This is a genomic window from Pseudomonas fragi (assembly GCF_025426255.1).
GTDB classification, from domain to species: Bacteria; Pseudomonadota; Gammaproteobacteria; order Pseudomonadales; family Pseudomonadaceae; genus Aquipseudomonas; species Aquipseudomonas kulmbachensis.
This window is the reverse complement of sequence record NZ_CP104861.1, coordinates 4,801,024-4,821,787: the sequence shown is the minus strand read 5'-3', so window position 1 is coordinate 4,821,787 and position 20,764 is coordinate 4,801,024. Positions and strand designations below refer to the sequence as shown.

Annotated in this window: 18 protein-coding genes; 15 read left to right on the top strand and 3 right to left on the bottom strand. The window is 57.6% G+C overall.

The genetic code is table 11. The features are described 5' to 3' along the window. Positions 1 to 91: 91 nt before the first annotated feature. Complete coding sequence (motA, locus tag N7D90_RS22210) at positions 92 to 943, top strand: flagellar motor stator protein MotA (RefSeq protein WP_261739980.1); 852 nt, start codon at positions 92 to 94, stop codon at positions 941 to 943. A 3-nt stretch (positions 944 to 946) separates the two neighbouring features. Then, positions 947 to 1,927, top strand: a complete 981-nt coding sequence (motB, locus tag N7D90_RS22205) for a flagellar motor protein MotB (protein WP_261739979.1) — start codon at positions 947 to 949, stop codon at positions 1,925 to 1,927. Positions 1,928 to 2,038: 111 nt separating this feature from the next. Here motB and rsgA read toward each other — a convergent pair whose 3' ends face one another. Continuing rightward, positions 2,039 to 3,070 carry a small ribosomal subunit biogenesis GTPase RsgA gene (rsgA, locus tag N7D90_RS22200; protein WP_019826259.1) on the bottom strand — a complete coding sequence of 344 codons (1,032 nt, stop codon included), beginning with the start codon at positions 3,068 to 3,070 and terminating at the stop codon, positions 2,039 to 2,041. 106 nt (positions 3,071 to 3,176) lie between these two features. Between rsgA and orn the strand changes: the two genes are divergently transcribed. Together orn and N7D90_RS22190 are read left to right on the top strand one after the other, a co-directional pair. Further along, positions 3,177 to 3,719, top strand: a complete 543-nt coding sequence (gene orn / locus N7D90_RS22195) for an oligoribonuclease (protein WP_133076648.1) — start codon at positions 3,177 to 3,179, stop codon at positions 3,717 to 3,719. Between the two features lie 180 nt (positions 3,720 to 3,899). Then, positions 3,900 to 4,511: a trimeric intracellular cation channel family protein gene (locus N7D90_RS22190; RefSeq protein WP_016783297.1), complete on the top strand. Its 612-nt coding sequence runs from the start codon at positions 3,900 to 3,902 to the stop codon at positions 4,509 to 4,511. 34 nt (positions 4,512 to 4,545) lie between these two features. Here N7D90_RS22190 and queG read toward each other — a convergent pair whose 3' ends face one another. Then, entirely contained in the window at positions 4,546 to 5,613 is a 1,068-nt protein-coding gene (queG, locus tag N7D90_RS22185; protein ID WP_261739978.1) for a tRNA epoxyqueuosine(34) reductase QueG, read from the bottom strand. Positions 5,614 to 5,675: 62 nt separating this feature from the next. Between queG and N7D90_RS22180 the strand changes: the two genes are divergently transcribed. The 11 genes from N7D90_RS22180 (at position 5,676) to N7D90_RS22130 (ending at position 18,074) form a co-directional block, all read left to right on the top strand. Beyond that, a complete protein-coding gene (locus N7D90_RS22180; RefSeq protein WP_261739977.1) occupies positions 5,676 to 6,536 on the top strand; it encodes an NAD(P)H-hydrate dehydratase in 861 nt (286 codons plus the stop codon). After that, on the top strand, positions 6,524 to 6,994 hold the full coding sequence (tsaE, locus tag N7D90_RS22175) for a tRNA (adenosine(37)-N6)-threonylcarbamoyltransferase complex ATPase subunit type 1 TsaE (protein ID WP_261739976.1): 471 nt from the start codon (positions 6,524 to 6,526) through the stop codon (positions 6,992 to 6,994). Before N7D90_RS22180 ends, tsaE begins: the two co-directional genes overlap by 13 nt. A 2-nt stretch (positions 6,995 to 6,996) precedes the next feature. After that, positions 6,997 to 8,421 (top strand): N-acetylmuramoyl-L-alanine amidase, encoded by a 1,425-nt coding sequence (locus tag N7D90_RS22170; RefSeq protein WP_261742510.1) that lies wholly within the window; start codon positions 6,997 to 6,999, stop codon positions 8,419 to 8,421. Next, positions 8,418 to 10,331, top strand: a complete 1,914-nt coding sequence (gene mutL, locus N7D90_RS22165) for a DNA mismatch repair endonuclease MutL (protein ID WP_395247183.1) — start codon at positions 8,418 to 8,420, stop codon at positions 10,329 to 10,331. The genes N7D90_RS22170 and mutL overlap by 4 nt, the downstream gene beginning before the upstream one ends. Further along, on the top strand, positions 10,331 to 11,311 hold the full coding sequence (gene miaA / locus N7D90_RS22160; RefSeq protein ID WP_261739975.1) for a tRNA (adenosine(37)-N6)-dimethylallyltransferase MiaA: 981 nt from the start codon (positions 10,331 to 10,333) through the stop codon (positions 11,309 to 11,311). The genes mutL and miaA overlap by 1 nt, the downstream gene beginning before the upstream one ends. 90 nt (positions 11,312 to 11,401) lie before the next feature. Next, positions 11,402 to 11,662: an RNA chaperone Hfq gene (gene hfq / locus N7D90_RS22155; protein ID WP_003439025.1), complete on the top strand. Its 261-nt coding sequence runs from the start codon at positions 11,402 to 11,404 to the stop codon at positions 11,660 to 11,662. Positions 11,663 to 11,674: 12 nt separating this feature from the next. Further along, on the top strand, positions 11,675 to 12,976 hold the full coding sequence (gene hflX, locus N7D90_RS22150) for a ribosome rescue GTPase HflX (protein ID WP_261739974.1): 1,302 nt from the start codon (positions 11,675 to 11,677) through the stop codon (positions 12,974 to 12,976). A 96-nt stretch (positions 12,977 to 13,072) separates the two neighbouring features. Then, positions 13,073 to 14,251, top strand: a complete 1,179-nt coding sequence (gene hflK / locus N7D90_RS22145; protein WP_261739973.1) for an FtsH protease activity modulator HflK — start codon at positions 13,073 to 13,075, stop codon at positions 14,249 to 14,251. Continuing rightward, a complete protein-coding gene (gene hflC, locus N7D90_RS22140; RefSeq protein WP_261739972.1) occupies positions 14,251 to 15,129 on the top strand; it encodes a protease modulator HflC in 879 nt (292 codons plus the stop codon). The genes hflK and hflC overlap by 1 nt, the downstream gene beginning before the upstream one ends. A 413-nt stretch (positions 15,130 to 15,542) precedes the next feature. Beyond that, complete coding sequence (locus N7D90_RS22135) at positions 15,543 to 16,730, top strand: ATP phosphoribosyltransferase regulatory subunit (RefSeq protein WP_261739971.1); 1,188 nt, start codon at positions 15,543 to 15,545, stop codon at positions 16,728 to 16,730. Positions 16,731 to 16,784: 54 nt separating this feature from the next. Next, a complete protein-coding gene (locus N7D90_RS22130) occupies positions 16,785 to 18,074 on the top strand; it encodes an adenylosuccinate synthase (RefSeq protein WP_261739970.1) in 1,290 nt (429 codons plus the stop codon). Positions 18,075 to 18,343: 269 nt separating this feature from the next. Here the strand turns inward: N7D90_RS22130 and N7D90_RS22125 are convergent, their stop codons facing one another. Further along, complete coding sequence (locus N7D90_RS22125) at positions 18,344 to 20,458, bottom strand: FAD-binding oxidoreductase (RefSeq protein ID WP_261739969.1); 2,115 nt, start codon at positions 20,456 to 20,458, stop codon at positions 18,344 to 18,346. Between the last annotated feature and the right edge of the window lie 306 nt (positions 20,459 to 20,764).

Genomic DNA, 20,764 nt, shown 5'->3' with positions numbered 1-20,764 from the left:
GTCTGGCGCAGATTCGCCGATAAGGAGAAGAAGAGTTTTAGCTTCGCTGGAATATGACCTCGACCCCGACTTACTAAGTACCTTTATATCTATGGCTAAAATTATCGGCATCATTGTTGTGTTCGCGAGTGTGCTCGGCGGATACGTGCTTTCCCACGGCAAGATCGGGGCGCTGATCCAGCCGTTCGAGGTTTTGATCATCGGTGGGGCGGCCTTTGGCGCGTTCCTGCAAGCCAACCCCGGTTACATGACCATGCATGTGATCAAAAAATCACTCGGCATGTTTGGCTCGCGGTTCTCCCACGCTTTTTACCTGGAAGTACTGGGGCTGGTTTACGAGATTCTGAACAAGAGTCGCCGCGAAGGCATGATGGCCATCGAGAGCGATATTGAAGACGCGGCTGCAAGTCCGATCTTCTCCAAATACCCCACGGTACTTAAAGATGAGCGCATGACCGCGTTTATCTGTGATTACCTGCGCATCATGTCGTCGGGCAACATGGCACCCCACGAGCTGGAGGGGCTGTTCGACATGGAACTGTTCAACCTCAAGGAAGAACTGGAGCATCCTTCCCATGCCGTTACCGGGATCGCGGACGGCATGCCCGGCTTCGGTATTGTGGCGGCGGTATTGGGTATTGTCGTGACCATGGCTTCGCTGGGTGAAGGTGATCAGGCGGCAATCGGCATGCACGTTGGTGCGGCCTTGGTGGGGACGTTCTTCGGTATTTTGGCTGCGTACGGTTTCTTCGGGCCTTTGGCGACGTCCTTGGCTCACGACGCCAAGGAAGAACTCAACGTGTACGAGTCGATCAAGGCTTCGCTGGTAGCTTCGGCCTCGGGCATGCCGCCGTCACTGGCAGTCGAATTTGGTCGTAAAGTGCTGTATCCCAAGCATCGACCAAGTTTTTCCGAGCTCGAACAAGTGGTTCGCGGTCGCTGATTTATGGAAAACAACCAACCCATCATCATCAAACGCGTCAAACGCTACGCTTCAGGCCATCACGGTGGTGCCTGGAAAATTGCCTTCGCTGACTTTGCCACGGCAATGATGGCGTTCTTCCTGGTGATGTGGCTGATGACGGCCGCCACTCCAGAGCAAAAAATCGCCATTGGCGGGTATTTCAAAGACCCGATCGGTTTCAGTGAGAGCGGCACGCCGTACATCATTGATTTGGGCGGCACGCCCGCGTTGGCGCCAGAGAACACCCTCAATCCTGAAGAAAAACTGCAGCCGCAGCCCGACAAGATCAAGGTCGATGCGGAGCAGGTTGAGAGCATGGCCGAACAAGTCGAGAAAGAGCGCCTTGAACTGCTGCTTCAGGAGTTGCAGAACAAGGTTGAAGAAAACCCGCAACTGCGCAAATTCAAGGATCAGCTGCTGTTCGAGATCACCCCTGACGGTCTGCGAATTCAAATCACCGACGCGGCAAACCGGCCGATGTTTGATGTTGGCAGTGCGCGGCTCAAGCCGTACTTCGAAGATATCTTGCTGGCCATGGCTGATACCATCAAGGCTGTGCCCAACAAAGTCAGCATCAGCGGCCACACCGATGCCATGCCCTATGCGGGAGGTGGTGATTTTGGCAACTGGGAGTTGTCGGCCAACCGCGCCAATGCGGCCCGGCGTGCCCTGGTGGCGGGCAGCTACCCGGAAACGCAGATTGCCCGGGTAGTGGGTTATGCCTCGTCAGTGTTGTTCGACAAGGCCGACCCCTATAACCCGATCAACCGCCGAATCGATATCGTGGTACTGACCAAAAAGGCCCAGCAAGCGATTGAGGGTGAGCAAGGGGCCGAGTCGGTGAAGCCACAGGATCTGCCCAAAGAGCCGGTCGATCCGATCAAGCTTCCTGCCGATAAACAGCCGATGCCGATGCATGAAGAGCGTCAGAAGCTCAACTTGTTTGACGACAAGGCACCGTAACTTTGTAGCCGCTGCCGCAGGCTGCGATAAGGTCCGAAGGACCTTCGCTCTGAAAAGCGCGACCCCTTCGGGCTCGATCGCAGCCTGCGGCAGCGGCTACATTTATGCGGCTTAGTAACTCGACTCAGGCAAGCTGGCAATGATCGAGCGATAGCTGTTCATGCGTTGCTGCTGCACACGGCCATCTTCAAGAGCCATCAGCAAAGCACAGCCCGGCTCGCGGTCGTGTTTGCAGTCGCGGAAGCGGCAAGTGCCGATCAAGTCGTTGAACTCGATAAAGCCCGCCTCAACATCGGCGCGGCTTACGTGGCCCAAACCGAACTCGCGAATACCCGGGGAGTCGATCAACTCGCCACCGCCCGGGAAGTGGAACAACCGCGCCGTGGTGGTGGTGTGCGTACCTTGGCCGGAGACTTCCGACAACGGCCCAACCCGCAGGTTGACCTCTGGTAGCAGGCTGTTGACCAGGGACGACTTGCCCACGCCCGACTGGCCCACAAACACGCTGATATGGCCATCCAGTTGCGCTTGCAACTGCTGCATGCCGTCGCCGTGATGGGCTGACACTTCCAGCACCGGATAACCCAGCTGGCGATAAACCCCCAGCAACGCATTGAGCGCCGGTGAGTTTTGGTCGTCGATCAGGTCAGCCTTGTTGAGCAGCAACAGCGGGCGAATCCCGGCGTGCTCGGCGGCCACCAGATAGCGGTCGATCAGGTTGGCGTGCGGCTCGGGCATGGGCGCGAACACAATCACGATCATATCGACGTTGGCGGCGACCGGCTTGAGTTGGCCACGGCTGTCAGGACGGCACAGCTCGGTTTTACGCGGCAACTGGGCGACGATAACGCCGATGCCCTGATTGCCTGCGCGCCATACAACCGTGTCACCGGTGACCAGTGCGGGCAGGTTTGCACGCAGATGGCAACGGAACATCTGGCCTTTGAGCTCGCCTTCCTGGGCTTCGACTTCGACCTGCACACCAAAGTGCGCGATCACCAGACCGAGTTGCTCGGGGCCTAAATCACCGCCTTCAAGCGCTTCGACGGCACTGGATTCGCGTTTGGCGGCGCGGGCAGCGCGCTCGCCCTGGATCTTTTCGATGCGCCAATTCTGACGACGATTGAGCTGGCGTTTGGCCATGGGTGTTCCGTGTTGATAAAACGATAAGGAAGGTAAAACGCTGGCGAGTTTAGCACGAGGGCCGCATGCCTAAGCTAAACTGCGCGACTAAGCACTGGAGGCCATTATGCAAAACGCGCAGAACCTGATCTGGATCGACCTGGAAATGACCGGTCTGGACCCTGACAACGACGTCATTATTGAAATGGCCACCATCGTCACCGACAGCAACCTCAACACCTTGGCTGAAGGCCCTGTGATTGCCATCCACCACAGTGATGAAGTGTTGGCCCGCATGGACGAGTGGAACACCCGCACCCACGGCGGCAGCGGCCTGACCCAACGGGTCAAGGACAGCACCACGACCATGGCTGAAGCCGAAGCGCAGACCATCGCGTTTCTGGAACAATGGGTACCAAAAGGCAAATCGCCGATCTGCGGCAACAGTATCTGCCAGGATCGCCGCTTCCTGTACACCCACATGAAAGCCCTCGAAAGCTACTTCCACTATCGCAACCTGGACGTCTCGACGCTTAAAGAGCTGGTAGCTCGCTGGGCCCCGGAAGTGCGCGACAGCCTGGTGAAAAAGGGCACGCATCTGGCGCTGGATGACATCCGCGAATCGATTGCCGAGTTGCAGCACTACCGCAAGCACTTCATCAAGTTCTAATCAGCGCTCTGTAGCCGCTGCCGCAGGCTGCGATGGGGCGCGTAGCGGCCCTGCTGTTGAAGGTCCTTCGGCCCTTATCGCAGCCTTCGGCAGCGGCTGCAGAAGCAGAGTCCCGGCTGCCCCCTTTTGGTGCCCGCACCAACTGAGTAGACTGCGCGCCTTATTGCAAGGATCGCCGCCATGTTGTTGATGCTCTATTTAGTTGCCATTACTGCTGAAGCCATGACTGGCGCGCTGTCTGCCGGGCGTCGGGGCATGGACTGGTTCGGGGTGGTGCTGATTGCCTGCGTCACCGCGTTAGGCGGCGGCTCGGTGCGCGACGTGCTGCTGGGGCATTACCCGCTGACCTGGGTGAAACACCCGGAATACCTGGTGTTGACCACTTTCGCCGCACTGGTGACGATCTTTATCGCGCCATTGATGCGCCATTTGCGCTCGCTGTTTTTGGTCCTCGATGCGTTGGGACTGGTGGCGTTTACCTTGATTGGCTGCATGACCGCCCTGGAAATGGGCCAGGGCATGCTGGTGGCTTCGGTGAGCGGGGTGATTACCGGGGTTTTTGGTGGCATCTTGCGTGACATCTTCTGCAACGACATTCCGTTGATCTTCCGCCGCGAGCTGTATGCCAGCGTGTCGTTTGCAGCGGCCTGGTGTTTCTTGCTGTGTACTTATATGGAAATGCCCAATGAACAGGCGATTTTCGTCACGCTGTTCGGTGGGTTATTGCTGCGCTTGCTGGCGATTCGCTTTAACTGGGAAATGCCCAAGTTTGTTTATAACGATGAGCATTAAGCTGCAGGCACGAACCTGGGGGAGTGGCGGTGTGTCAGGCACGTTGGGCGTGCTGTTCAAGCGCCCACTCCACATGCTCTTGTACCAGCTCTGACGGGTAGTCACGCCGAGCCTTCAGCGCTTCCAGTACCGGGATCGTTGAAGGCGCATTGCCCAACCCTACCGCCAAATTACGCAACCAGCGCTCATACCCCGCCCGACGTAGCGGTGAACCCTCGGTGCGGCTCAAAAACGTGTCTTCATCCCACATAAACAGTTCGGCCAACCCTGCGTTGTCCAGGTTATGCCGGGGCTTGAAGTCACCTTCAGTCGTGGTACGGGCAAAACGGTTCCACGGGCACACGATCTGGCAGTCATCACAGCCAAACACCCGATTGCCGATCATTGAGCGTAGTTCTTCGGGGATCGCGGTTTTCAGCTCGATGGTCAGGTACGAAATGCATTTGCGTGCATCCAGCACATAGGGCCCGACAAAGGCATTGGTGGGGCAAATGTCCAGGCAAGCGGTGCAGCGCCCGCAGTGTTCGGTCTCGTGGGGTGGGTCGACCGGCAGCGGCAAGTCGACAAATAACTCGCTCAAGAAGAAGTAACTGCCCGCCTTGCGGTTGAGCACCAGGGTGTTTTTGCCGATCCAGCCCAAACCAGCTTGTTGGGCGATGGCTTTTTCCAGCACCGGGGCGCTGTCGACAAAGGCGCGGAAGCCAAACGGGCCAATATCCGCCTGAATGCGGTCGGCCAATTGCTGTACGCGCTTGCGGATCAGCTTGTGGTAGTCGCGGCCCAAGGCGTAGCGCGACACGTAGGCCTTTTCGGGTTGGGCCAGTAATTGCGCCATATGGGTGTCGCCGGGCAGGTAGTCCATGCGCAGGGAAACCACGCGCAATGTGCCGGGTACCAGCTCGTCAGGGTGTGAGCGCTTGCTGCCGTGGGCGGCCATGTAGTCCATGTCGCCGTGATAGCCCGCATCGAGCCAGCGTTGCAGATGGTGTTCGTGTTCTCCCAGGTCGAGGCCAGCAATGGCGACTTGTTGAAAGCCCAACTCACGACCCCATTCCTTGATGGACTGAGCGAGAGCGGGGAGATCGGCAGTAATAGCAGGCATGAGGCAAGAGAAACCGGAGCTGAGATGCGTATAATTCTGCCAGACATCGGAGCTCGACACGCATGCCCCAGACCAAACACCTGTCAGTTGGACCCAAAGCCCTTCGCGCAGATAACCTGCCACGGCTGCCTGCACGTGCTCCAAGTGCCCATAAAGGCCAGTTCGGGCATGTGCTGCTGGTGGGCGGCGACCGTGGGTTTGGCGGCTCGATTGCCTTGAGCGCACACGCAGCATTGCGCTGTGGCGCAGGGCTGGTATCGCTGGCTACGCGCCCCGAGCACGTGCCCGCAGCCCTGGTCCGCGTACCTGAGGTGATGACCCTGGGGGTCTCGTCGGCCAATCAGTTGATGGGCGTTTTGGCGCAGGCCTCGGTGGTTGTAGTCGGGCCGGGGTTGGGCCAAGGGCCTTGGGGGCGTAGTCTGTTGTCGGCTGCTGCGCAGGCAAAAATGCCTCAGGTGTGGGATGCCGATGCACTGAATCTGCTGTCCAACTCAGGTATTGAGCTGGCGCCCGGTTCGGTAATCACCCCGCATCCTGGTGAAGCTGCGCGTTTATTGGGTATCAGTACCGAACAAGTACAGGCTGATCGCCCGGCAGCGGCTCGCGCCCTGGTTAAAAAGTATTCAGTTGTGTGCGTCCTTAAAGGTGCAGGCAGTCTGGTAGCAGGGCTGGCTGGCGAGTTGGCCATTTGTAATGACGGTCACCCGGCGATGGCCACGGCCGGTTTGGGTGATGTGCTGGCAGGCGTGATTGGCGCGCTGCTGGCTCAGGGCATGAGCGCTTTTGATGCGGCGTGCCTGGCGGTGTGGCTGCATGCCCGCGCCGGAGAACAACAAGGACAATTGGGCCGTGGGCTGGCGGCCAGTGATTTGATTCCAGCCATTCGACAGTTGTTGGAGGAACACGCACCGTGCACGAAATAACACTGCAACTGGCCGATGAAGAGGCAATGAGCGCATTTGGCGCGCGACTGGCGACGGTTACTCAAGGACACGGCCTGATCTTTCTGGACGGCGACCTAGGCATGGGCAAGACGACCTTGTCCCGCGGCCTGATTCGCGGCCTTGGTCATACCGGTTCGGTTAAAAGTCCGACCTTTACCCTGGTTGAGCCTTACGAAATTGGCGATATTCGCGTTTTTCACTTTGACCTGTATCGCCTGGTCGACCCTGAAGAGCTGGAGTACATGGGGATTCGCGACTATTTCGACGAAGACGCCCTATGCTTGATCGAGTGGCCCGATAAAGGTGCAGGCTTTTTGCCAAAGCCCGACCTGACCATTACCATTAGCCCGCACAACACCGGGCGTTTTCTGAAACTGACGCCCCAAGGTTCACGTGGCGAGTCTTGGTGTGCCGCATTGGCACCGGAATACAAATAATGATGGGGTTTGGTATGCGCTTTCGCGCGTTAGTAAGTGTGGTGGGTGTGTTGCTCAGTGTCATGGCGGTCAATGCTGTGGCTGCAACACAGGTCAAAAGCGTGCGGTTGTGGCGGGCGCCGGACAACACACGACTGGTATTTGATCTTACTGGCCCAGTGCAACACAGCGTATTTACCCTGACGGCGCCTGATCGTCTGGTGATTGATATCAATGGCGCGACCCTGGCCGGGCCGTTGAATGTAGCGACGGCCAACACACCGATTACCAGCATGCGCTCGGCGCAACGAACCCCAACAGATTTGCGCGTGGTGATCGACCTGAAAAAGGCCGTCACTCCCAAGAGCTTCGTTCTGGCGCCCAATGCACAGTACGGCAACCGTTTGGTGGTCGACCTGTATGACCAAGGTGCCGACCTCACACCAAGCTTGCCTGCCACCAACGTGGCGACGGTACCTGTGGTGCCGGTCACTCCGGCTCAACCTGACGTGAAACTGCCGCCGATTCCGAGTGGCAAGCGCAGTGTCGTGGTTGTGATTGACGCCGGTCACGGTGGTGAAGACCCGGGTGCTTCGGGCTCGGCAGGGCAGCGCGAGAAAGACGTGGTGCTGGCGATTGCCAAAGAGCTGCAGCGCCAGATCAACGGCATGAAAGGCTTCCGGGCTGAGCTGACGCGCACGGGCGACTACTTTATTCCGCTGCGTGGCCGTACCGAAATCGCCCGCAAGAAGGGCGCCGACCTGTTTGTGTCGATTCACGCTGACGCCGCACCGTCCAAGGCAGCCTTTGGTGCTTCGGTGTTTGCCTTGTCTGAACGTGGCGCGACTTCCGAGACCGCCCGTTGGCTGGCAGACAGCGAAAACCGTTCTGACTTGATCGGTGGTGCGGGTAACGTGAGTCTCGATGACAAGGACCGCATGCTGGCAGGCGTATTGCTCGACCTGTCGATGACGGCTTCGCTGACTTCCAGCCTGAACGTGGGGCAAAAAGTCCTGAGCAACATCGGTCGGGTGACACCGTTGCACAAGCAGCGCGTGGAGCAGGCCGGGTTTATGGTGCTCAAGTCGCCGGATATCCCTTCGATCCTCGTCGAAACAGGGTTTATCTCCAATAGCAATGAAGCCTCCAAGCTGGCGTCGAGCAGTCACCAGCAAGCGTTGGCCCGTTCGATCAGCAGCGGCGTGCGCCAGTTCTTCCAGCAAAACCCGCCACCGGGCACTTATATCGCCTGGCTGCGTGATACCGGCAAAATTGCCCAAGGCGCCCGCGAACACACGGTTCGCCCTGGCGAAACTCTGGCGATGATTGCTGTGCGTTATCAGGTGGGCGTGGCGACACTGCGCTCGAGCAACGGTTTAAAAACCGATGAGTTGAAAATCGGCCAGAACCTGAATATTCCGGCCACCGCCCTGGCGGCTCAACAATGAGTGACGCGGTATTGAACAGCAGCGCACGGATTGAGCTGCTCAGCCCGCGCCTGGCCAACCAGATTGCCGCGGGCGAGGTGGTTGAGCGCCCGGCATCGGTGATTAAAGAGTTGCTGGAAAACAGCCTGGACTCCGGCGCCAAGCGTATCGACGTGGACGTCGAGCAGGCCGGGATCAAGCTGCTGCGGGTGCGTGACGATGGCAGCGGTATTTCCAGCGACGACTTGCCGTTGGCGCTGGCGCGTCACGCCACCAGCAAGATTCGTGACCTCGAAGACCTTGAGCGGGTGATGAGCCTGGGCTTTCGCGGTGAGGCGCTGGCTTCCATCAGCTCCGTTGCTCGTTTGACCCTGACTTCGCGTACCCGTGGCGCCGATCAGGCGTGGCAGGTTGAGACCGAAGGGCGCGATATGGCACCGCGGGTTCAACCGGCTGCACATCCGGTGGGTACCTCGGTTGAAGTGCGCGACCTGTTTTTCAATACTCCGGCGCGGCGTAAATTTCTTAAAACCGAAAAAACCGAGTTCGATCACCTGCAAGAAGTGATCAAGCGTCTGGCGCTGGCGCGGTTTGATGTGGCGTTCAATCTGCGCCACAACGGCAAGACTATCCTCAATCTGCATGAGGCTCACGACGATACTGCCCGCGCCCGGCGTGTGGCAGCGGTGTGCGGCTCGGCGTTTCTGGAGCAGGCGCTGCCAATCGAGATTGAGCGCAATGGCCTGCATCTGTGGGGTTGGGTCGGCTTGCCGACCTTCTCGCGCAGCCAGGCCGACTTGCAGTATTTCTATGTAAATGGCCGTGCGGTGCGCGACAAACTGGTGGCCCATGCGGTGCGCCAGGCGTATCGCGATGTGCTGTTCAACGGTCGGCATCCGACCTTTGTACTGTTTTTTGAAGTCGACCCTTCAGTGGTTGACGTCAACGTGCACCCGACCAAACACGAAGTGCGCTTCCGTGACGGGCGCATGGTGCATGACTTCCTGTACGGCACTTTGCACCGCGCCCTGGGCGATGTGCGCCCGGAAGATCAGTTGGCTGCACCTGCGCCCGTACCGGGGGCTGATCGGCCAACGGGTCTGGATGCCGGTGAGTTTGGCCCACAAGGTGAAATGCGCTTGGCGGCCAACGTACTGGAGCAGCCGCAATCTGCGCCGACCCAGCATGTAGCGGGTTCGGGGGCCGGGGCAGGTTATCAATATCAGTACCGCCCTCAGTCTTCCGCGCCTTCGGTTCCTGCCGAAGAAGCACGCAATGCCTATCGTGAATTCTTTGCGCCATTGCCCGAGGCCGGCGCTGCGCCGTTGCCGGACGGGCAGGGCGATATCCCGCCGCTGGGCTTTGCCTTGGCGCAGCTCAAAGGGATTTATATCCTCGCTGAAAACGCTCAAGGGCTGGTGCTGGTGGATATGCACGCGGCCCACGAACGGATCATGTACGAGCGCCTGAAAATCGCCATGGCCAGCGAAGGTCTGAGCGGGCAGCCGCTGCTGGTGCCGGAATCGATTGCGGTCAGTCAGCGTGAAGCCGATTGCGCCGAAGAGCACGCCGAGTGGTTCCAGCGCCTGGGCTTTGAGCTACAACGCCTGGGCCCGGAAACCCTCGCCATCCGCCAGATTCCGGCTTTGCTCAAGCAGGCTGAAGCGCAGCGTCTGGTACATGACGTACTGGCCGACTTGATGGAATACGGCACCAGTGACCGGATTCAGGCTCACCTCAACGAGCTGCTCGGCACCATGGCTTGCCACGGTGCAATCCGCGCCAATCGCCGTTTGGCGATTGCGGAAATGAACGGCTTGTTGCGTGACATGGAAAACACCGAGCGCAGTGGTCAGTGCAATCATGGTCGTCCCACCTGGACCCAAATGGGCCTGGACGACTTGGACAAACTCTTTTTGCGCGGTCGCTGATGACAGGTTCCAACGCTTTACCCCCGGCCATATTTTTGATGGGGCCGACTGCTGCCGGTAAAACCGACCTGGCGATCGAGCTGAGCAAGGTACTGCCATGCGAGCTGATCAGTGTCGATTCGGCGCTGGTCTACCGCGGCATGGACATCGGTACGGCCAAGCCCTCGAAAGAGATTCTGGCCGCACATCCTCACCAACTGATCGATATTCTCGACCCGGCGCAAAGCTATTCGGCGGCTGACTTTCGCCGCGACGCGCTCAAGGCCATGGCCGAAATCACCGCGCGGGGCAATATTCCGTTGCTGGTGGGCGGCACCATGCTCTATTACAAGGCCCTAATTGATGGCCTGGCAGATATGCCTCCAGCTGACGCTGAAGTGCGGGCGCAGCTCGAAGAAGAGGCCCAACGCCTTGGCTGGCAAGCCCTGCACGACCAGTTGGCGGCCATCGACCCCGAGTCTGCGGCGCGGATCCATCCCAATGATCCGCAGCGTCTGACGCGAGCTTTGGAGGTTTATCGGGTCAGTGGGATGAGCGTGACGGAGCATCGGCAAAAACAATCTGAGCAAACGACTAAAGCAGCGGCTTCTGGGCACAGCCAATTGCCCTATACTGTCGCGCATCTGGCCATCGCTCCGGCGAATCGTCAGGTGCTGCATGAACGAATTGCACAAAGATTCGGGCAGATGCTGGAACAGGGGTTCATTGACGAGGTCATAAGCCTGCGCCGTAGAAGTGACCTGCATTCAGGGTTGCCGTCTATACGTGCTGTAGGCTATCGCCAAGTCTGGGATTACCTGGACGGCAAGCTGACAGCGGCCGAGATGCAGGAGCGCGGCATCATTGCTACGCGCCAATTGGCCAAGCGTCAGTTCACCTGGTTGCGTAGTTGGGACAACCTGCATTGGTTGGACAGTCTGGACTGCGACAATCTGCCACGAGCCTTGAAATACCTGGAATCGGTCTCCATATTGAGCTGAGTCTTGGCAAATGCCGTCTATCCTATGGATGTGGCGACAGCGGTCATCTAATTTTTGTTTCTATTTTTTATCCTTACAGGAGTGCGGCATATGTCAAAAGGGCATTCGCTACAAGACCCTTACTTGAATACTTTGCGTAAAGAGAAGGTTGGCGTTTCCATCTATCTGGTCAACGGGATCAAGCTGCAGGGGACCATCGAGTCTTTCGACCAGTTCGTGATTCTGCTGAAAAACACCGTCAGCCAAATGGTTTACAAGCACGCTATCTCGACAGTCGTACCAGTACGTCCGATTCGTCTGCCAAGCGCAGCTGAATCTGAACTGGCAGACGCTGAACCAGGTAACGCTTGATAGGAGTCTGCTTTGTTCTTTGAGCGCCACGGTGGTGGTGAGCGGGCAATCCTCGTTCACTTGGAAGGACAGGACCCTGAGGCGCGCGAAGATCCGCAGGAGTTCCAGGAGTTAGCTGTATCGGCCGGCGCCGAGACCGTCGCGTTTTTTAACGTGCCGCGTCATCGGCCATCGGCCAAGTACCTGATTGGCAGTGGCAAGGTCGAGGAGTTGCGCGACCTGGTCAAGGCCGAAAAGGTCGATATCGTGATTTTTAATCACGTGCTCACGCCCAGTCAGGAGCGAAACCTCGAACGTGTTTTCGAGTGTCGCGTACTTGATCGTACCGGGCTGATTCTCGATATCTTCGCTCAACGCGCCCGTACCCATGAAGGCAAGTTGCAGGTCGAACTGGCCCAGCTTGACCACATGAGCACGCGTCTTGTGCGTGGCTGGACTCACCTTGAGCGTCAAGGTGGCGGCATTGGTATGCGCGGGCCGGGTGAAACCCAGCTCGAAACCGACCGCCGTCTGTTGCGCGTGCGCATCAGCCAGATCAAATCCCGTCTGAAAAAAGTCCGCAGTCAACGCGAGCAGTCCCGTAGAGGGCGCCAACGCGCCGATATTCCTACAGTGTCGCTGGTGGGCTATACCAACGCCGGTAAATCCACGCTGTTCAACAAGGTCACCGGCTCTGACGTATTCGCCGCTGACCAGTTGTTCGCCACGCTCGACCCGACCTTGCGCCGTCTGGATCTGGACGACCTGGGGCCGATTGTACTGGCTGATACCGTGGGCTTTATTCGTCACCTTCCGCACAAGCTTGTTGAGGCTTTCCGGTCTACGCTCGAAGAGTCGAGCAATTCCGATTTGCTGCTGCACGTAATCGATGCGCACGAACCTGAGCGCATGGCGCAGATCGAGCAGGTGATGGTGGTTCTGGGCGAAATTGGTGCACAGGACTTGCCGATCCTCGAGGTCTACAACAAAATCGATTTGCTTGAAGGTGTCGAGCCGCAGATCCAGCGTGATGCCGACGGCAAGCCGCAGCGGGTCTGGTTATCGGCCCGTGACGGTCAAGGGCTGGAGTTGCTTGAGCAGGCCATCGCCGAGTTGCTGGGCAATGATTTGTTTGTTGGCACCTTGCGCTTGCCGCAACGTTTTGCTCGACTGCGTGCACAGTTCTTCGAACTGGGGGTTGTGCAGAAAGAAGAACATGACGACGAGGGCTCCAGTTTGCTGGACGTACGCCTGCCGCGATCCGAGCTCAATCGCTTGGTCAGCCGCGAAGGGATGCAGCCGCTGGAATTCATCGAAGAACACACTTTGCAATAAAAGCCTCGCAAAGCGGTCGTGCCGCTGTGATAGGCATTCTGTAGCATTGGTCGGCGCGCCGTGGGCGCGTCTTTGCTTTATCAGATGGAGAGCGCTATGGCTTGGAATGAGCCGGGTGGCAACTCGAATAATCAAGATCCTTGGGGTGGCAAACGCCCTAATAATGGCGACCGCAAGGGACCACCAGATCTCGACGAGGCCTTCCGAAAGCTGCAGGAAAGCCTGAATGGGTTGTTCGGTGGTGGAAAAAAACGTGGTGGCAGTAGCGACGGTGGATCGAACGGCGGTAAAGGTGCTGGTTATGGCCTGCTGGGGATCGGCCTGGTCGTACTGGCTGCCGCTTGGCTGTACAGCGCGGTCTATGTAGTCGATGAGCAGGAGCAAGCCGTGGTGCTGCGCCTGGGCAAGTACTACGACACCGTTGGGCCGGGTCTGAACATCTACTTCCCTCCGTTCGATAAAAAGTACCTGGAGAACGTGACGCGTGAGCGTGCGTACACCAAGCAGGGCCAGATGCTCACTGAAGACGAGAACATCGTCGAAGTGCCGTTGACCGTGCAGTACAAGATCAGCAACCTGCGCGACTTCGTGCTTAATGTCGATCAGCCGGAAGTCAGCTTGCAGCAGGCCACCGACAGCGCCTTGCGTCACGTAGTGGGTTCCACTGCGATGGATCAGGTTCTGACCGAAGGCCGCGAACAAATGGCTGTAGATATCAAAGAGCGTCTTCAGCGCTTCCTCGATACCTACAAGACCGGTATCACCGTGACTCAGGTGAACGTGCAGAGCGCAGCGGCACCGCGTGAAGTGCAAGAAGCCTTTGATGACGTGATCCGTGCCCGTGAAGACGAGCAGCGTGCCCGCAACCAGGCTGAAAGCTACGCCAACGGCGTAGTGCCGGAAGCGCGTGGTCAGGCTCAGCGCATCATCGAGAACGCCAATGGCTATCGCGATGAAGTGATCTCTCGTGCCAAGGGTGAGGCAGATCGCTTTACCAAACTGGTAGCCGAGTATCGCAAGGCTCCGGACGTCACGCGTGACCGTCTGTATCTGGACACCATGCAGGAAGTCTTCAGCAACACCAGCAAAGTACTCGTGACCGGTAACAAGAACGGCCAGAGCAACCTGTTGTACTTGCCGTTGGACAAAATGATCGAAGGCCGTAATGGCAGCACCCCGGCAACGGGTTCAGCCGCCGCGGCGGGCAATAAGGATTCGGTATCCCATGCCAATCCGGACCTGCCGACACCACCGCGTACCCGGGAGAGTCGCTGATGAGCAATAAATCGCTGATCGCCCTTATTGTTGCCGTTGTCGTGGCGATTGTTGCCTGGAACAGCTTCTACATCGTCTCGCAAACCGAGCGCGCCGTTATGTTGCGCTTCGGCCGCGTGGTTCAGGCCGATGTTCAGCCTGGCCTGCATGTGAAGATTCCTTACGTTAACCAGGTGCGCAAGTTTGACGCTCGCCTGATGACTCTGGATGCTCCGACGCAGCGTTTCCTGACGCTGGAAAAGAAAGCGGTAATGGTTGATGCCTTCGCCAAGTGGCGCGTAAAAGATGCCGAGCGCTTCTACACTGCGACCTCGGGTCTGAAGCAGATTGCTGACGAGCGCTTGTCGCGTCGTCTGGAATCGGGCCTGCGTGACCAGTTCGGCAAGCGCACGCTGCATGAGGTTGTGTCCGGTGAGCGCGATGCGCTGATGGCTGATCTGACGGCATCGTTGAACAAAATGGCCGAAAAAGAGCTGGGCATCGAAGTGGTTGATGTTCGGGTCAAGGCCATCGACCTGCCTAAAGAAGTAAACCGCAGTGTGTTCGAGCGCATGAGCAGTGAGCGTGAGCGTGAAGCTCGTGAGCACCGCGCCAAGGGTAACGAGCTGGCAGAAGGCATTCGTGCTGACGCCGATCGTCAAGCCCGTGTGCTGTTGGCTGAGGCGTATCGTCAGTCCGAAGAAGCTCGCGGTGATGGTGATGCCCAGGCTTCCGCAATCTACTCCAAGGCTTATGGCCAGGATCAGGAGTTCTACAAGTTCTATCGCAGCTTGCGCGCATACCGCGAAAGCTTTGCGAACAAGAGCGACGTTCTGGTACTGGATCCAAGCAGTGATTTCTTCCGCTACCTGGAAAAATCCAAGCCTTCGCAGCAGTAAAAGCGCTTCAAGCCAGTGGGAGCTGGCTTGCCAGCGATGCAGCCAACTCGATCTGTCTGACAAATCGAGTCGATGCCATCGCCAGCAAGCCGCTCCCACACTGTTTTCAGAGGGTATTGCATGTTCATCAGAGGGCATGTATTCACTCCGCCGGGCGGGCAAATTGCCTGGCGGGGTGATCCTTTTAGAAAACGAGTGTATGATGCGGCAGCCGGGAAATTCCCGGCTTTTTTGCGTCTGTATGTTTGATTGACCGAATGGCTGTTACAGCATCGGCAGATTTTTCGAGGAATGTGCTGTGTAAGCCTGTCGCTTGGGCTTTTTTGCTGTGCGCGCTCAAGACGCAGCCACGTTCTGCTTTACTCAAGGCTCGCCTGCTTGGCTGGCCGCCCGGATCATAGGGGAATGGCGTAATGGCAACGGTAGACCGCTGGCTCTTGCCAGATGGCATCGAAGAAGTACTTCCACCTGAGGCTGCCCGCATTGAGGTGGCGCGCCGTCAGGTGTTGGATCTGTTCCAGAGCTGGGGCTATGAGTTCGTCGTCACCCCGCATATCGAATACCTGGAGTCCCTGCTGACAGGGGCTGGCCAGGATCTCGATTTGCGTACCTTCAAGGTTATTGACCCGCAAACGGGTCGCCAGATGGGGTTTCGTGCCGACATCACGCCGCAAGTGGCGCGCATCGATGCGCATACCCTGCGTCGCGAAGGCCCAAGCCGTCTGTGCTACGCCGGCAGCGTGCTGCATGCTCAGCCGCGTGGTTTGTCATCCTCGCGTAGCCCGATCCAGCTGGGCGCCGAGTTGTATGGCGATGCCAGCCCGAGCAGCGATGTTGAAGTGATCAGCCTGATGCTGTCCATGCTGCAACTGGCCGACGTGCCGGATGTGCACATGGACCTTGGGCATGTTGGTATTTACCGTGGTCTGGCCCGTGCGGCCAACCTGTCGGTTGAAGTGGAACAACAATTGTTCGACGCCCTGCAACGCAAGGCGATCGACGAAGTAACGGCCTTGACCGAAGGTTTGCCGGCTGATTTGGCAGGCATGCTGCAGGCATTGGTTAGTTTGTGTGGCGGCCGCGAGGTGCTGGTTGCTGCGCGTGAGCGTCTGGCCAAGGCTCCGGCCCCGGTTGTGGCTGCTCTGGACGACTTGCTGGCGATTGCCGAGCGGTTGTCTGTGCGTTTCCCGCAGTTGCCGTTGTATTTTGACCTGGGTGAGTTACGTGGTTATCACTACCACACAGGTGTGGTGTTTGCGGTCTTTGTACCGGGCGTTGGGGACTCCATCGCCCAGGGCGGTCGTTATGACGATATCGGTGCTGTTTTCGGACGTGCCCGTCCGGCTACCGGTTTCTCGACCGATTTGAAAACCCTGGTGACCCTGGGGCGTGCTGAAGTCGAGCTACCGTCTGGCGGTATCTGGATGCCTGACAGCACAGATGCGGCACTCTGGCAGCAGGTTTGCCAGCTTCGCAGTGAAGGTCAGCGTGTGGTTCAGGCATTGCCTGGGCAACAGCAGGCTGGCGCCCAAGAGGCAGACTGCGACCGCCAATTGATTCAGCAGAACGGCTTGTGGCAAGTAGTGCCACTGGTTTCTTGAGTTTTCCTGCCGGCGGCTGCCGGCACCAAGTTTGCGCGAATGAGGACAAGTGTTATGGGTAAGAATGTCGTAGTCCTGGGCACCCAATGGGGTGATGAGGGCAAAGGCAAGATCGTTGATCTGCTGACCGAACATGCTGCCGCTGTAGTGCGTTACCAAGGTGGCCACAACGCTGGCCACACACTGGTAATCGACGGCGAAAAAACCGTATTGCACCTGATTCCGTCGGGCGTGTTGCGCGAAGGCGTGCAATGCCTGATCGGCAACGGTGTCGTGGTTGCTCCCGACGCCCTGCTGCGTGAAATCATCAAGCTGGAAGAGAAAGGCGTACCGGTGCGCGAGCGCCTGCGTATCAGCCCGTCCTGCCCGCTGATCCTGTCGTTCCACGTGGCGCTGGACCAGGCCCGTGAAAAGGCCCGTGGCGAGCTGAAGATCGGTACTACCGGTCGCGGCATCGGCCCGGCTTACGAAGACAAGGTTGCCCGTCGTGGCCTGCGTGTTGGCGATCTGCTGAACATGCCGCGCTTTGAAGCCAAGCTGCGTGAACTGGTGGATTATCACAACTTCATGCTGGTCGGTTACTACAAAGAGCCAGCCATCGACTTCGACAAGACTCTGGCCGAGTGCAAGGAATACGCCGAGCTGCTCAAGCCGCTGATGCTGGACGTGACTGCCGAGCTGCACGACCTGCGTCGCGCCGGCAAAGACATCATGTTCGAAGGTGCTCAGGGTTCGTTGCTGGATATCGACCACGGTACATATCCGTACGTGACCAGCTCCAACACCACTGCTGGCGGCGTTGCTACTGGTTCGGGCGTTGGCCCGATGTTCCTGGACTACATCCTGGGCATCACCAAGGCTTACACCACACGTGTAGGTTCGGGCCCGTTCCCGACTGAGCTGTTCGACGACGTTGGCGCTCACCTGGCCAAGCAAGGTCACGAGTTCGGTGCTACTACCGGCCGTGCTCGTCGTTGCGGCTGGTTCGACGCCGTTATCCTGCGTCGTGCTATCGATGTGAACAGCATCTCGGGCATTTGCCTGACCAAGCTGGACGTACTCGATGGTCTGGAAACCATCAACATCTGCGTAGGCTACACCGACGCAAATGGTGTTGAAATTGCACCGACCGACGCTGACAGCTACGTAGGCCTGCAGCCTGTGTACGAAGAAGTGCCGGGCTGGACTGAATCGACCGTGGGCGCCAAAACCCTGGAAGAGCTGCCAGCTAACGCTCGCGCTTACATCAAGCGTGTAGAAGAGCTGATCGGCGCGCCGATCGATATCATCTCGACTGGCCCGGATCGCAACGAGACCATCGTTCTGCGTCACCCGTTCGCTTAAGTCGCAGCTGATGTAAAGCAAAAGGCCCTTCGGGGCCTTTTGTTGTTTCAGGCATGCTGCGCTGCTTTTTTATAAACATCACAAGGCACTACAAAATCTTCACGTATTGAACGTTTGAATACTGGAAAAGACTCGCGTACATGGCTATCGGATTATGCAGGCTCAAGAGCCTCCTGCGATATACGCCCTGTTGAGTTGAGCGTTGAGGGGGTGTTTATATTAAACCTGCAAGAGCAACAGTCAGTCCTGAAACCGGGCGATACCAATAATCAAGAGTTGTGCGAGTTGTAATACATTCCTGAAACTGCAGGACCTCTTGCCTGGATGATTTCCTGGACTAAAGAGGCCCACACTAATCCCTGTGTTGTACCCCCGGCATAAGTACCGCCGGCTACTATTTGGTTGCGTGCGGACCAATGAACTATTGACAGTCCATCTGAAGTGCCGGGCCGAGCACAATCAGTAATGTGCAAGTCACCACGTTCTATCGCCCTTTGGTAGGACTTCGGGAAGTGCCGAGAAACAGCGGCCAGACACGCCTCGAGTATCTGTTTCTTCTCCTCCGGCGTTGAGTCGGGTGGAACCTGCCCGCTAGAGACAAGAATGTGGTCGCCGTCCAAGCGGCAATTCATGACGCCGATTGGCAGATCGTACTGCAGCTTGAGCCCGCGCATTTGTGCACCTTCATTCTCGACAGCGCGCAGTTTGAAAAACCAGCCAATGATCGCTCTTACTTCTGGTTCCTCTACTCCCATGGCAGTGACGACGAAGTGTTCTCTACTCAGCTCGGCAATTTGAATCCGACTCAGATGCCGGGGCAGGAACTGAACCCCGGAGCGCTGTAAAAGCGCCTCTAACCCATCCATTACATGGAGAAACTCCAGGTCGTAGCCAGATACCTCAATAGCCCGCCCGATTTCGGGGATTCCATAACGTGCCTGGAAATGCAGTTGACTGATTTCTACGGGCTCGCTTCCCGGCTTGCCACTGGGCCAAGGCCTGCTTTCGATATCGCGCTGCTCGAGGATAGCGGCCTCTACGCCATCGGCATCTGCCATATAGGCTCGTATAACCCGTGCTTGGGCGAATGGTGCCAACGATGGGTTGTCGGCCAGGAGCTTTTCAAACAGCTCTATGCCTGCGCGATTGCACTCAACGGCCAAATACTGATTTGCGGGGAGTAGGTAGTCGTTATGTAGCGGCTTTGCAGTCGTCTCCGTTGCTGATAGATGGCGCATGTTCACATTCTTGTGACTGGCGCCATCGCTCTCCTGAGCTCTGCCGTAGACAGTGACCTGATAATTCGCCAGGCGGCACATCACCGCCTGGAGCAGGCCATTGATCCCTCTGCCGATGATCGACACGCGGGGTGCCCCGGCATCTACCGGCTCAGAGGGGATCGTCAATGGCTGTGCAAGTTTGCGCCTGACAAGGCCACGCAAGGCCATCAAGCTCAGATGAACTGAGACGGCATAGTCCAGGTCGCAATTGCAGGCTTCGGTTGTTGCCGCCTGTGTAGTCAGCGTCGCAGGTTTGCGCCACATGGAGGCGCAGTAGCCGAGCGCTTGTGTGCGCAGACAAAATGCATCCAGTGTCATAGGCCCGTAGTCCAGGATCAGTTGGATGCCTTCAGCCTCTGCCAGGGTCTGCAAAGCGTCATCGCTAAAGACATCCGGTTTGGCGACACAGACCAGGCGGGCCTGTCTGTGCATACGCCGAATGAGTGTCTGATCAATGCAGTGAACGGATTCATTATTCAGCGATACGCATACGGCGACAGCACGGGCGCCCTCCAGTGCTTCGAGCCAGTCCGAGACAAAGGACACTCTGCTATCGGAAAAGGCTTTCCCGGTATCGTCCGGCGTTTGAGCGTATCGACTCAGCACCTTGATCCGAACATTTGGATCTCGATCAAGTAGCAATTCAACAAGCTCTTTGCCGACATTGCCGTATCCCAACACTGAAATATCATGGGGTATGGCCCCGTCGGCCAGTGTCAGCCAGTGCGCAATATAGGCAGCGACATGCGGTGCGTTAACCCCTGGCGTATTGATCACTCGAATGTGGTTGGATTCGCATAGGTCCAGCCGCACTTTATCCAGACTCGTACCTCTGCGAATCAGAAAGAGGTCCCCGAACGGGTGGGATATGCGCCATTGGTTGATAACGTCTGCATCGATGACCTGGTCTCCTGCAACGATAGTTGATGGGCGCAGGAGTCCGATCTGTATAAGCAGAGTTTGTTTGGTTAATGTCGGGGGGAGAAACACGACATTGCTGGGTGCATCAGCTTTCCAGTATCTCGATACAGGTGCGATATGTAAGATATTTTCGGTTGTGGCAATGAGTGATGCGGCTACTGGCGGAACGGAAGAGTGCGTCATGGCCTTGGCTCCAGCAATTTTGACCTGCGAATGCCCTGCAGAGAAGAACTCAATAAAGTTGGGGTGTTACGGAGATATGTTTAAACCTTGTTTGATAGAAGTTGCCTTGCCTTAACGACTTCCCACTCTTTAATTGGATTTCGGTCGGGTTGTAATGGTACCCAAGGTTTGCCAAGTAGTTAGGGGAGTCTTGATCTTCTTCATATTTGAATCCTTTCATTTATGTTGGCTTATAACTGCATCGCCTAAATGGTTTCGACAACGCTATCAGGAACTGGCAATCAGATATGTAGGACGCTTCCCTAA